This is a genomic window from Domibacillus enclensis, assembly GCF_900156125.1.
GTDB classification, from domain to species: domain Bacteria; phylum Bacillota; class Bacilli; order Bacillales; family Domibacillaceae; genus Domibacillus; species Domibacillus enclensis.
This window is the reverse complement of the sequence record NZ_FTLX01000004.1, coordinates 12601-26323: the sequence shown is the minus strand read 5'-3', so window position 1 is coordinate 26323 and position 13723 is coordinate 12601. Positions and strand designations below refer to the sequence as shown.

At 37.5% G+C, this 13723-nt stretch carries 13 protein-coding genes; 2 read left to right on the top strand and 11 right to left on the bottom strand.

Going from position 1 to position 13723, the window contains the following annotated elements; translation table 11 throughout:
* Nucleotides 1–32: 32 nt before the first annotated feature.
* From BW952_RS09445 to lgt, 3 genes are all read right to left on the bottom strand, one after another.
* A complete protein-coding gene (locus BW952_RS09445) occupies nt 33–332 on the bottom strand; it encodes a hypothetical protein (protein ID WP_139325435.1) in 300 nt (99 codons plus the stop codon).
* A gap of 150 nt (nt 333–482) precedes the next feature.
* Complete coding sequence (locus BW952_RS09440; RefSeq protein ID WP_052698563.1) at nt 483–1421, bottom strand: F510_1955 family glycosylhydrolase; 939 nt, start codon at nt 1419–1421, stop codon at nt 483–485.
* On the bottom strand, nt 1405–2232 hold the full coding sequence (gene lgt / locus BW952_RS09435; protein WP_045852565.1) for a prolipoprotein diacylglyceryl transferase: 828 nt from the start codon (nt 2230–2232) through the stop codon (nt 1405–1407). Before lgt ends, BW952_RS09440 begins: the two co-directional genes overlap by 17 nt.
* Before the next feature lie 211 nt (nt 2233–2443).
* Between lgt and asnB the strand changes: the two genes are divergently transcribed.
* On the top strand, nt 2444–4342 hold the full coding sequence (gene asnB, locus BW952_RS09430; protein ID WP_045852566.1) for an asparagine synthase (glutamine-hydrolyzing): 1899 nt from the start codon (nt 2444–2446) through the stop codon (nt 4340–4342).
* A 100-nt stretch (nt 4343–4442) separates the two neighbouring features.
* Here the strand turns inward: asnB and BW952_RS09425 are convergent, their stop codons facing one another.
* The 6 genes from BW952_RS09425 to BW952_RS09400 all read right to left on the bottom strand — a co-directional run bounded on the left by BW952_RS09425 (nt 4443) and on the right by BW952_RS09400 (nt 10607).
* Nucleotides 4443–5321, bottom strand: coding sequence for a C39 family peptidase (locus BW952_RS09425; protein ID WP_082084696.1), 879 nt, complete (start codon nt 5319–5321; stop codon nt 4443–4445).
* 11 nt (nt 5322–5332) lie between these two features.
* On the bottom strand, nt 5333–6058 hold the full coding sequence (locus tag BW952_RS09420; protein WP_045852567.1) for an urease accessory protein UreH domain-containing protein: 726 nt from the start codon (nt 6056–6058) through the stop codon (nt 5333–5335).
* A gap of 90 nt (nt 6059–6148) precedes the next feature.
* The gene (locus BW952_RS09415) at nt 6149–7066 is read right to left on the bottom strand and encodes a cupredoxin domain-containing protein (protein ID WP_045852568.1); all 918 of its coding nucleotides are present in this window, start codon (nt 7064–7066) and stop codon (nt 6149–6151) included.
* A 294-nt stretch (nt 7067–7360) separates the two neighbouring features.
* Complete coding sequence (locus BW952_RS09410; protein WP_045852569.1) at nt 7361–8788, bottom strand: sensor histidine kinase; 1428 nt, start codon at nt 8786–8788, stop codon at nt 7361–7363.
* Nucleotides 8785–9498 (bottom strand): response regulator transcription factor, encoded by a 714-nt coding sequence (locus BW952_RS09405; RefSeq protein ID WP_045852570.1) that lies wholly within the window; start codon nt 9496–9498, stop codon nt 8785–8787. Before BW952_RS09405 ends, BW952_RS09410 begins: the two co-directional genes overlap by 4 nt.
* A gap of 401 nt (nt 9499–9899) precedes the next feature.
* Complete coding sequence (locus BW952_RS09400) at nt 9900–10607, bottom strand: response regulator transcription factor (protein WP_052698564.1); 708 nt, start codon at nt 10605–10607, stop codon at nt 9900–9902.
* Between the two features lie 150 nt (nt 10608–10757).
* Between BW952_RS09400 and BW952_RS09395 the strand changes: the two genes are divergently transcribed.
* Nucleotides 10758–11084: a four-helix bundle copper-binding protein gene (locus tag BW952_RS09395; RefSeq protein WP_076496269.1), complete on the top strand. Its 327-nt coding sequence runs from the start codon at nt 10758–10760 to the stop codon at nt 11082–11084.
* 208 nt (nt 11085–11292) lie between these two features.
* On the opposite strand, the gene BW952_RS09390 is transcribed toward BW952_RS09395, so the two are convergent.
* Nucleotides 11293–12315 carry a C40 family peptidase gene (locus BW952_RS09390; protein ID WP_076496267.1) on the bottom strand — a complete coding sequence of 341 codons (1023 nt, stop codon included), beginning with the start codon at nt 12313–12315 and terminating at the stop codon, nt 11293–11295.
* Between the two features lie 310 nt (nt 12316–12625).
* On the bottom strand, nt 12626–13675 hold the full coding sequence (spoIIP, locus tag BW952_RS09385; RefSeq protein WP_045852571.1) for a stage II sporulation protein P: 1050 nt from the start codon (nt 13673–13675) through the stop codon (nt 12626–12628).
* Nucleotides 13676–13723 lie beyond the last annotated feature (48 nt).

The following is a 13723-nucleotide window of genomic DNA, read 5'->3' as shown; positions in this document are numbered from 1 at the left end:
ATGTTTTTGCGTCGGTTGAGCGGCAGAATGGTCTAAAGCAAGTACCAGATGAACGTTCCGCCTGCTGCTAAGTAAACAGTGATTGTTAAAAGCAATAGGCGAGTCCCTTGTTTCTTTTCGTTTCGTTCTAACTCCTTGTACTCATGAAATGTGATGGTCCCTTCTGCAAATCGTAGTCCATTCGGGTTTGGTTCAATGCAGTACTTTTTTCCACTGTGATCTTCTAACGTGATTCTCGAAATTAAGTTCAAGTCGTCATCGTTATCGTGTCCATTTATAAAATCAGCCTTTACAAATTTGTAAATAGTTTTCTTTTTTATTTGTTCCGTCACTTTTAAAGCCTCTTGCTCTATAGCGTTGCTTGAAAAACACATCTTTATCACCTCTCTATACTGTATTTCGGAAGGATATAATAGGTGTTAATCTTTCTTGCCTTCAGTATAAGGCGCTTGAGATATGAACGGCTACAGCTTTTTGTCAGTTTAGTCACTCTTTACACCCTTTCCTTTTTTTACAATTGCAGTCCAACTAGCTCCCCCGTTCTTACTTTGGTATACATTATTTTCACTGGTTGAATACGCAATAACATTTACATCTTTAGGGTTTACTGCAATAAATGAAATAAACTCTCCTTCATTCGGCGATGGAATAGACAGCTCTTTTGGTTCAAGAGAGATTAAATCTAGAATCGTCACTTTTGCTTTTTCCCCCCTAGAACCTATTGCTACCTTTTCATCGAACGTATACGTCATAGCAGAGACGGGCTCTTTTAATGTCTGGTTGAAAGTATTCCCATTGTCTGCAGAAAGAAACGCACCTTGATCAGTTCCAAGCGCAATCATTTGTTCATTTTCAGGGTGAACTGCTATGGCCGATGCAGATCCAACTAGATTGTTCAACTTGCTATTCTTCCAAGTCCTCGCTTCATCTGTAGAAAAATAAAGACCGGGGGACGCCATAACGGTGTTAGGCTGCGGGTTCATAACATAAATGATATTTGAGTTGTAGCCTGCCGCCATTCCATGAAAATCCACTTCCCCGTATAAAGTCAAGGGTTCGATTTCAGAACCGAAATTATCACTTTTCACAATACCGAATGGATTTTTCAAGTCGCTGCCTGGAGCCGGGTGGCCACTGCTATAAAAGCCATCATTTATCATTGAAAAACCCATATAGTCGTTTGGTTCGTTTTCAGCATTTCGCCAAGTATCTTCTTCATATATTCTCAATCCATCATGAGCCGGTATGACCAAACTGTTGCCATCACCTGTGTAGCCGATTCCATGGATATGATCAAAACTGACTGATTTCTCTGTGCCTTTACTCAAAAAGAAAATCCCCGCTGTACTTGCTGCGATAACTGTCAATAAAATGCCCCACATGAGCATAGGACTTTTTTTAGGTTTATTTGATTTTTTCATCATTAGGCTCTCCGTTTCCGTTTCTTATTTTCAAGCTGTTTCTTCGACAGGCTATCATGCTGATTCCTATACAGATTAGCCCAATAGACACCAACTGGGCCACTCTTAACCCTTCAGACAACATTAAACTATCGGTCCTCATACCTTCGATGAAAAATCGCCCGATAGAATAGAGAACAAGATATGAAAAGAAAAGTTCGCCTTCGACTAAACGTTTTCTTCTTGCGTATAGCAGTAAGCCGAAAATAATTGTGCTCCAGACCGACTCATACAAAAATGTTGGGTGGTAGTATTGTCCATCAATGTACATTTGGTTAATTATCACATCAGGTAAATATAATTGCTCCAAAAAAGCTCTAGACACTTCTCTTCCATGAGCTTCCTGATTCATAAAATTTCCCCACCGACCAATTGCTTGTCCTAACACGATGCTAGGTGCTGCAATATCTGCCAATTTCAAAAATGAAATCTTTTTTCTTTTGGAAAAGATATATCCAGCTACATATGATCCTAAAAGCGCACCATGAATTGCAATACCACCTTCCCAAATCGCAAAGATTTGGGAGGGATTTTGAGAGTAGTAGGTCCATTCAAAAGTAACATAATATAGCCTAGCTGAAATTATTGCTACAGGCAATACAATAAAAAGCAAATCACTAAATGTATCTTTTGGTAGCCCCTGCCTCACGGACTCTCTTGTCGCCAACCACAACCCAAGTAAAATACCTGTCATGATAATCAGTCCATACCAATAAATCGTTAAGGGTCCAACTTGAAAGGCAATACGATCTAATGCTTTAATACTTTCCATGTCATAAGGTTCCCCCTCATTTAATTTGCTGCATTAACAGTATAAGTAGTAAATGTGTATTTTCTAAGGAGAGACAACAATAGCTTTTAGAAAATAATTATTTAATCGTTTTCAAACTATGTCTCATTTTGAAAACTACACATATTCTACAAAATCCCCTGCTAAAATGAGTATTTTGATAGTAGAAACTACCAGAGGTGGAGTGAAAAGAATGTGTGGTTTTGTAGGGATATTTTCTAATGTAGCGCATAATGACTTTTTAGAAAATCAAAATACAGTAGAGAATATGAATAATATGATTATTCATAGAGGTCCGGATGACGCTGGGTATTATTTAGATGAGCATGTAAAGCTTGGTTTCAGAAGGCTTAGTATTATTGATTTGAAAGCGGGTCATCAGCCTTTGTCTTATGAAAATGAGCGGTATTGGATTGTCTTCAATGGAGAGATTTATAACTATTTAGAACTGAGAAATCAATTAGAAGAAGAGGGATACCATTTTAGTACTCATTCTGATACAGAGGTTTTAATTGCTCTTTACAGTGCAAGAAATGACAAAATGGTAAATGAATTAAGAGGAATGTTTGGGTTTTTGATATGGGACAAACAGGACAAAAGGTTATTTGGTGCCCGTGATCCATTCGGCATTAAACCGTTTTATTATCTAGAAAAAGAAAACCAAACCTTTTTCGGTTCTGAAAGAAAAAGCATTGCCAAGGCCGTCAATGATACGGCCATCAGGCCCGAATCTCTTCATCATTATCTCACTTTTCAATATGTACCGGAACCTGCTACAATGACTCAAGCGATTAAAAAGCTACGGCCGGGACACTTTTTTACCAAATCTCCCGGACAGCCGATGGACATTCAACGCTACTGGCAGCCGACGTTTAATCCTGTACAGTCTGATGAAGTAAAACTGGCAAAAGAAATACAGGATGTTTTATTAGAATCAGTCAATATTCACATGAGGAGTGATGTGCCAGTAGGCTCTTTCCTTTCTGGTGGAATTGACTCAAGCTTCATTGTTTCATTAGCTAAACAAGTTAACCCGAAAATTAAAACGTTTTCTGTTGGTTTTGAAAGCAGCGGTTACAGTGAAGTCGATGTAGCGAAAGAAACAGCTGATGTATTGGGCTTAGAAAATATTGATTATACGATTTCTGCTAAAGAGTTTATGGAGGAATTGCCTAAGATTATCTGGCACATGGATGACCCATTGGCAGATCCTGCTGCTGTCCCTTTATACTTTGTCGCACGTGAAGCAAAAAAACAAGTAAAAGTGGTTTTATCAGGAGAAGGGGCCGATGAACTATTCGGCGGCTATAATATTTATCGAGAATCTATTGATTTACAAGGCTTCGATAATATCCCTGCTCCGATGAAAAAAGCGCTGAAAAGCCTCGTTAAACTTTTACCAGAAGGAGTAAAAGGGAAAAGCTTCACGGAAAGGGGATGCACGCCCCTCGAAGAACGGTATATAGGGAATGCTAAAATTTTCGAGGAATTAGAAAAGCGCGCTCTTCTTCATCAAGTAAATCCGGCACTGCATTATACTGATATAACCAGTCCATTTTATGGTGAAGCGGTAAAGTACGATAAAGTATTGAAGATGCAGCATATTGATATTCATACATGGTTAAGAGGCGACATTTTATTAAAAGCTGACAAAATGACAATGGCAAACTCTTTAGAACTAAGAGTTCCGTTCCTAGATCGTAATGTGTTCGAGGTCGCTTCCAAAATCCCAACAAAATTCAAGCTCGCAAATAACACAACTAAATATATCCTAAGAAAAGCTGCAGAGGGCATTGTGCCGGAGCATATCTTGCAAAGAAAAAAGCTTGGATTCCCGGTTCCGATCCGGCTCTGGCTTAAAGACGAGATGTATGACTGGACAGTGGATCTTATCAAAAACAGCCATGTGAACCATTTGATTCATACAGACGCCGTGTTGGCACTACTTAATGAGCATTGTGCCAATAAAAAAGATAATAGCCGAAAACTATGGACTGTCATTATCTTTATGCTTTGGCACCAGATCCACATTGAGAATAAATTTGATTTTTCTTCAGTTGCTCAAGAAAAAGAACTGGTTTTACAAAAGTAAATGCCCATATAAAAAAGGTGACCCCTTACAGGGGATCACCTTTTTTGTTCACTTTTTTCAGGTCATAGTGCCTTCAATCGGCCTTGAGATTATCCACTACCTACTTTAAACTGATTGCTTGCTTCCCCATTTGTTCCCAGGCTGCAATAAATTGTTTCTTGTTCGCTTTGCTGTTTTTAATACTGGTCAGCGGGTCATTAAAGTAAATGTAATTCCCATCAAAGCCGGTAACTAAAACAGAATGTTCTTTATACGTTATCTTAATTTCCCCTTCAGGTGTATTCCACGTTTCAAACTGTAAATCCTCAAGTACACCAAAGGTTACATTTGTAATAATCCAAACAGGTTGATCTGTCTTGATTTTGTTAAGCACACTGTCAAAAGCTTCGCCTGTCATATTGATCACCTGTCCTGGAAGATACCTTTCCGCCAAATGGAAAACAGGCTTATCGTACACACCATATCCAGGATTCTTAAATGAATGCATGTCTCCTACAAATCCAATGGCAGGATTGCCGAAATGTACTCGGCCGTTTCGATAAGTCATCGGTGTAGGGTCTTTCCTCACTTCTTTTGCCAACTGCATTTTATCTACTTTGACACCTGCATTCCTCAAAAGCATGGCAAGACTTGTTACTTCACACCCTCTGGGCAGTTCCGGGAGTTGGTTGATTAATGGAGCATCCAAGAGCTTTTTAGTCACTTCTGCTTTTCCTTTTGCTCCGACTAAATTTTGTTCCGTTTCTATGTTTTCTTCCATAATGGTTTCCTTTGGCTCTTCTTTAACATTTGAAAAGGCAAGTGCAATTTCATCCTTGTACATATTCAAATTATAAAAGAAAAGCAACCAAAGCAGCAGAAAAGAAAATAAAGAATAAATAAATAAAGGTTTTGTCGTAACTGAAGATGTGCTTTTCAAATGAGCTATACTGAAAATGATGGTCAGAATTCCTGTGCCAAAAAGAAGAATAACTTCCATAACCGTCACTCCTACAAGTACACAATGGTGTCCATCATACCAATCAATATAAGAACAGCACCAGTCATTTTTTGTATCATGTCCCCTATTTTTTTGCTTTTCGCCATAATGACTTTATCCATTTCTAAGAACCAGACAATAAAGATGATGATCAAAAGAGGAAGCGTTGTTCCGACTGCAAAAACACTTGGAAGAACAAATCCATATGGAACCGATAAAGCCAGTGGCATCAGTGTAACAAAGAAAAGTACGAACATCGTGGGACAAAAGCCCAGAGAAAAGCTGACACCCATTAAAAAAGAACCTGTTTTCCCTTTAAACAGTCTCGAAGGGATTTTCCCAAAAGAAATTTCTTTTTTCCAGTTAATAATTCCTAATAAAAAGAACCCCGCAAGAATTAACAATGGGCCAATTATTTTTCTAAACCAAGGAAAAAACAGCGTCAAGGTCTGTTCGATCTGGCTTCCAACGAGCCAAACCATGAGACCTAACCCGCTAAAAACAACTATTTTTCCTAAGAGGAATAAAAAAATATGAGACCATACAACGCCTTTTCTAAGGGATGAGTTTCCATAGATCATAAGCGCACTGCCATTGGCTGTCAGCTGGCAGGGCACTAACGCACCAATAAACCCTAAAAGCAGTGCTCCTCCAATTGAGATATTGTCCATTTGATGAAACCAATTCAAAAAGGGCTGTGTGACAAAATTGCTGAAATTATTGAACAAATTATACATGTTCCCGATTCCTTTTTGTATTTTCATACTAAATCAACTGAAAGGAGACTTTCAATTTGCATATGCCGATTATTTGAAAATTTCTTTCCGTCAAAGAACATCAAATGTTCCCGCCATTCCCGATTCTTTGTGCCCTGGAAGTGTACAATAGAACTCAAACCTTCCAGTTTCTAATGGTTTGAAGGTGATGGAAGAATTTTTACCAGGCATGGCATGTATATGTAAGTCTCTTTGGTCTCCTGAATGATGGCTTTCTGACTCTATCACTTCTGCCTTTAAACCTTTCACTTGTAGGTCATGCTCAACTTGTCCAACATTTTTCAAACGGATTGTAACCGTTTGAGATTTCTTGAATTTTATATTATGCGGTGAATATGAAAAATCTTCTGCATTAATTTCTATAATGCTGCTCATATCTTTGGTTGATCCATTGCTGCTTTGTGAAGTGTGATTCACATGAGGGGGCTGTTTAGGAAAAGCGATGGGACCGGCCATGTTAAAAAAAAAGAAAAATAAGGCTAGCGTTGTACTCATTAATGCAGGGTTTTCAAACCACCTTCTTCCTATCGATTCTTTTCCCCTCGGCCCTTCACTGATTAACAGGTAAAGGATGATTAAATTAAATAAGAGTTCCAATGAAAACAAAAGCTTAATTATCGCATCCGCATATACACTCGGAATCATGGCTCCAAGCATGGCACCCATCATGCCGCCCATCAGACCGGACAGCATTCCTTCTATTGTGGAGAGGAGGTTGAAAGGGAGTCCAATAAAGGTCCCTGCTAAAAACCCAATCCCTCCCCCAACAAGAGTTGATAAAAAGAGGTTTTCCACAAAGTATACGCCTGCTATAGTCCCCCCTAGTAACCCGATCATCATTCCTAATGCCATCGCAGCAATCATTCCCACCATAGAAGGCACTTCTCTTCTATATTTTGAAATATAAATGAAGGTGATAAGGTAAACCAATATGACACTTGATGTCAAGATGAGTAAAGATGTAGACATTCTAGATCCCTCCCCAGAGCAGATTTTGTACAGTATATGTGCAAAGCCCTTTTTATAGTCATTTTCAAAAAACCTTGTTGAAAGCCCCTGCCTTTTGACCCTTATTCTCTTGATTTTTTTGTTCTATTAACCCATATAAATATTGTTCCTAAGAGAATCGGTATTAGTAAAAAAATACAAATCCCAATTGTGGACTCAAATAGACTATGCAGTGCATTATGTGAATGAAAAACAGTACTTGACAGTGTAAGACAGCCTATTCCCATCAAAATAAAAAATAGTGGTATGACTATATCAATTATTTTTTTCATTTGTTTCACCCACTTTTTGTTCTGTAGAAAATACTAATTTAAACAGCGTCCCTTTTCCTTGGATGCTTTCAAATTTGATTTCTCCACCTAATAATTGTACTAAATTTTTGACAATAGCGAGACCTAAGCCGGTCCCTCCCGATGCTCTTGATCTTGATTTTTCTACTCTATAGAAGCGTTCAAAAATAAATGGTACATCATCTTCGGGTATACCCATACCAAAGTCTTGAATGAATATTTCAAGATTTTCATTATACATTTTAGTGTAAATATCTATACGTGATTCATCGTCGCTATATCGAATAGCATTTTCAATTAAGTTAATAATCACTTGCTCTAAACGGACTCCATCGGTGTAAAGCAGCGGATAATCGATGACTGTGTTTAACCGTATTTCTATTTTTTTCTCTGCCGCTTTGAGGGATACTTTTTTCACAGAACTGTTTAAAATGTCGCCGATGTCTAGCCACTCATAATTTAAATCGATTTTGCCTTCTTCCATTTTAGCGAGTTCAAACAAGTCGTTTATTAATGTTGTTAAGCGGTCCGCTTCCTCATTAATAATGGTTAAATATTGATTTTTTTCAGCCTCGTTAGAAATAAGACCATTAGTCAATACCTGTGAATATCCCTTTATATAAGAAATAGGTGTTCTTAGTTCATGTGATATATTGGCAAAGAACTCTCTTCGGTTGGTCCTGTATTCATCTAATTCTCTTCCTAGATCTGTAATGGCTGTTGCCAAACTGCCTACTTCATCATTTGTAGGAACTATCAGATTTGTGCTTAGATTACCTTTTGCTATCTCACGTGTTGCCTGTTCCATCTTCAAAAGAGGGTTAGATAGTCTTTTGGATACGAAAAATGTAAAGCCAATAGCTATAAAAAAAGCACCGATAACAGATATTAATAGCCACAGACGTACTTTTTCTATAGAAGTATTTACACCTTCCATGCTTGATACAATAACAAGACCACCATTTACCTTGCCGTTGACTACAATGGACTTTCCGGCAAGGAAAAATTCTTTTGAGCTCGATGGTGCTGTATATTCGTAGCCAAGCGTCTTATTTTGAGCAATTGGATTATAGATTTGTTTTGGCACTTTGGTGTCCTCAATAAAATTTAATACTCCTGTGCTCTTTAAAATATCCCCCTCCATGTCAAAAACAAAAAGTTCTGCATCCATTAACTCAGACAACATCTCAAACATGTGATAAGAATTCACGTCTTCAACATCTGTAATGGTAGTAGAGTATTTTGATGCGAAATTTTCAAGTTGCTCCTGTTTTTGGCTAATATAAAAAGAAGTAAACATCTGGTCGATAGTATACACTAATGGAAAAAGTACAAATGAAAATAAAACCATAATAATGATACCCAATTTTACCGTTATACTGTTTAGTTTCATAACTGTTCATCCGGTTCGCGAAATTTATACCCTACTCCCCATACGGTCTCAAATGGGTTATAGTCAAATCCTTTTTCCTTTATTTTAATACGGATATTCTTCACGTGACTGTCGACCGTTCTGGTGTCACGTGAGTCATTATATCCCCATAAAATATCGAGAAGAACATCTCTTGTGAAAACTCTTTTGGGGTTTGATGCAATGACATGCAACAATTTATACTCTTTGGGCGTTAATTCGAGCTTTTCACCTGCGATAAACACACTATGCCCTTCCTGGTCAATTTCCATAAATCCATTTCCATAATTCAGGGCTCCCTTGCCTTCTTTCTCGCTTGTTTCGCTGCTTAATGCTGACCTTCTCAGCAAAGCCTTTACTCTAGCTAAAAGTTCATCCGGTTCAAATGGCTTAACTAAATAATCGTCGGCTCCCATTTCTAGTCCGTGAACTTTATCTTTCGTATCGTTTCTAGCGGTTAGCATCAGAATAGGTGTTTTCTTTACTTTTCTGACTTCTTTGCACACTTCCATGCCGTCTAACCCAGGCATCATAACATCTAATATAATGAGGTCCAGCGAACTTTTTTTGATAAGGGATACTGCTTCTTCTCCGTCAACTGCTTCAGTAATGTCAAAGTCCTTTGTTAAATGAATTCTAAGTAGATTCCTCATATTCCATTCGTCATCAACAATCAATAACTTCTTTTTCATGCTCCCTCTCTCCATTCCGTTGTTTAGATGGTCCCATCTATTTCTTTCATATAGCAGTATTTAATTATTTTTGATGAATTTTAATGGTGGATTTGTATGAAAAGCCATTATTTACTGTTCAAATTCGCAGAAAATCTTTTTCATTTTATTATAGTTTCAAAATGTAGAGAATTTATGGATTTTAAAAAAAGCCTCCAAAATAGAAACTATTATGGAGACCAGCCGTTATTATTCTTTTTACTGTTACAACATTATCAAGACTGCCTTTTTTTCAACATAAATAGCTGTTGAAATCTTAGTCAAACTTTCTAGACCTGTTCGTGCGTGCGTTCGATTTTCTTCAAGGTTGCCTACAACAATAAATTTACTAATAAAACATACTACCTTTTTCACTTTTGACGTTAATCTGATTTATGGTAAGTTGATTTTTCCTTTCTCCCTTCAGTCATCCAAATATATCCATATCCCCATGATGTTCTTAAATGATCATCTATTGGAAATTTAACTGTCCTTAGTTTTCCACGCAAATTTCTTATATGGGAATCCACTGTGCGAGTATCTGTGTATTTATATCCCCATATTTGCATAATCAATTGTTCTCTCGTTAAAACTTGATTTTTATTGCTCAAAAAACAGTCGAGCAAACTAAATTCTTTTTGAGTCAAGGACAAGGATGTATTCTCATATGCAGTTTCATACCTTGTTTTATTGAGCACCAGACCATTAAAATGAATTTCATTGACACTAACAGTACCTTCTCTTCTTAAATTAGCTTTAATTTTAGCTAAAAAGATGTCCTCGTCAATTGGTGCCGCTATGAAATCATCCGCTCCAGCATACAAACCGTTCAAAATGGATTCCTTATCAGTGCTTTCTGTTACCATGAGAATTGGAATGTCAGAAAGTGTTTTTACTTTTTTGCATATTTTCAGCCACAACTCAGAAGAACTTGGATCGAAAACAAACAAATTAATCCGTTCATTTTGGATCATATGTATGACATCCTTTTCAGATACGGCAAATAAACACCTTATTTTTTCTTTTTTCAGAAGTGAATGGAGAACAGTTAAAGAATCTTTTTCACCTAAAAATATAAGAACAGAATACAAAATAACACCTCCGTTGTTGATAAAAAAGATAAGTGTTATTAATTATCGAGAAAAATTGTGCAGAAATTATGGAGTTTGAATTTTTTCGTTTAAATTAAATAAAGTGGGCAATATATTTAAGGAACTCAAATTTTTAAAGGAGGTACAATCATGAACCATCATTTCCAAGATTGTATTAAAGCTTGCTTAGAGTGTATGGAGGCTTGTAATAAGTGCTTCGATCAATGTTTAACTGAAGAACACGTCCAAATGATGAGCGAATGTATTCGTTTAGACCGTGAATGTGCCGAAATTTGTTCTTTTGCAGCACAATCAATGCAGAGAAACAGCCCATTTGTAAAACAAATTTGTCAACTGTGTGCTGAAATTTGTGAAGCATGTGGGAATGAGTGTAAAAAACATGAAGCTGACCATTGCCAAAGATGCGCCGAAGCTTGTTTCAAGTGTGCTGAAATGTGCCGCAGCATGGCGTCTTAAGATTCGTCTTTAAGAAACCTGATGTTTAGATTCACCAGGTTTTTCGTATGAGCGAATCGATATGGTTTGACTCTCCCCCCCTACTTTTAAAGATGCGACTAACGAGCATTCTTGATTAGATAATGCCAAAAAGGATGAGTTATTCGAATAACTCATCCTAAAAGCAGAAAAAAGGAAGCTCTGATCGATTGGGCAGAGCTTCCTTTTTTCATTTTGCATTTATAGCGTTATAAATTCCAACTGTAAATGCTTCACGTGTTGCAAGGTGAGTTCCATAGAATTTATCCCCTTGAAAGAGGCCTGTTTTATCGATTAAAGACATTGTCACAATCCCTTTATACGCCCAATGATCAGCCCGAATATCAGAATACTTAATATTCGTAGCAGTCGTCTGCGACATTTTCAGATCAAATGCCCGCTGGATTATAGCGGCCATTTCATTGCGCGTCATTTCCACTTCCGGTCGGAACGTTTTATCATCGAATCCCATAATGATGCCCGCTTCGCGAATTGCAGCAATATCAGAGGCAAAACGATGTGTTTTTGATACATCTGTAAAGTGGCTCATTCTTTCAGCTTTCAAGCCAAGTGCTCGGTTTATGATTGCCGCTGCTTGTCCGCGGGTTACTTGAGCTTTTGGTTGGAACGTGTAATCTTCAAAACCATTTATGACATTTTGATCTGTCAATGTTTTAATTGCTGTGTATGTGGCATCTGTTTTTGGTACATCTGTAAACCAGTCCGGTATCACAGAAGCTGTTGTTTCGTTTAATACCCGTTTTGCTCCTGCGTATTTTGGTCCCCAATACGGGTTATCCATAGATACAAGGTCAATCCCATTACTAGATGTAGCATTTAAGACCATATTATTCCCAGCATATACACCAACATGAGAAATCCCTTGTTTATATGTATTTTTGTAAAAAATAAGATCGCCAGGCTGAAGATCACTTTTAGCTACTGATGTCCCAATGTTGTATTGTTGGTCAGTTGTCCGTGGAATGGAGATACCTGCGGCATTTTTAAAAATGTATTGAGTAAATCCTGAACAATCAAACCCGCTTGGTGAAGTCCCGCCCCAAACATAAGGAACTCCCATAAACTTCTTCCCGTAGCTAATAATGGACTCTCCAGCAGAAGCTGCTTCTGATTTAAACGAACTTAAAGGGGATAAAGTCAACATCATTATTGCTGCCATAAACATAACCAATACTCTCTTAAAACTCTTCACTCAACATAGACCTCCCACAGCCTTATATTATTTATCTATATTTCCATACAAATAATCATAGCAAAATAAAAAGATCTTAGTTTTAAAGTTACATTACAAATAGACTCATTTCTTTTGATTTAGTGTTTTTATGTAATAATACACAATTTATCCATCAAAAATTGATGGATTTTGCACAGTATTGTAATAAAAATGTGACAATACTAACTATTCAAAAAATTTGGTGCTAAAAAGAAAAAAGACTGCTATTACTCCTGTGCAGTCTCTTCGAATATATTCCATATTTATTATTCACTTTTTTCTATGCTGGTCAATCATAGCCACTCAAAACATCAGCTAATACTTCAATGGTCCTCGAAATCTCTTCTGCCGTATTATCCACTCCTCCTACTTCCAAGATTACGGACCTCGGGGCCAAATCTTGATTATAAACCCCATTACCCTGATGACTGTCCTTTGTTAATATTCCCTTTGACAGCCCGGGGTTTTGGGCGGAAATCTTCTCATGCAAATCATTTGCGAATGAAAGATTTTCTTCATAGGCAGCATGTCCAGTTCCTACGACGAAAAGAAGGCGCGCATAAGTCTCTCCATTCTTTTCAATTGTGGTGGCCGATTTACGCAGCGAATCTCGATGGATATCTAATAAAATGTCGAAATTCTTGTTTGCTTTTTTAGCAGACCGAACACGCTCCCGCGAAATTAGATAAGAACTTCCATATTCCATGCCCTTCTCTTCCAATGCGCTGACAATATCAGTGGAATCCGATTGTGCGCCGACTCCTCTTCTTTCCAAAGCCCGTTCGAGCATCTTTCCGGCTAATGTGATATTCAATTTCGGATGAAAAGCGTCTTCTGGCTGATTCGTATTTTTAAAATAAGGCAAAAACGATTCTCTGCTGTGCGAATGATAAATGTACACACGATCTCGTTCGATGGGTGAATGGGAATGATCCGTGCTTTCAGGTATTTTTATATTTTCAAAAATTGCTTCAGCGTTTTGAAACAAAAGTTCTCTTTCCATCAATAACTCTTCCATTGAAAATTCAATCTCGTCTCGTTCGGGGTTCTCCAGAGATTCTTCTGCATCTTTTTTGTCAACAGAGGCTTCACTTGGTGCCTTTTTCACATCATTGAATAAAGGTACATTTTCTAAACTCTCCATCTCAATGCCGGTTAAGACTCTTAGATCGTTTAACAGTGGCTGTTCTCCGGTCTCATTTCCGTTTGAAAGGAACAGTAAAAACAGCACAAACAACAGCCAAAGAGTAAACAGAAGAATGGATATCTCTAGTAACGTTCTTAAGCGCGATCTAATTCTAGTTGTCTTTTTATTGTTTTTTTCGTTTGTGGATTCCATATAGCGCCTTCCTTTGAAAAATATGCATGATAAGCCATTTCGTTGATC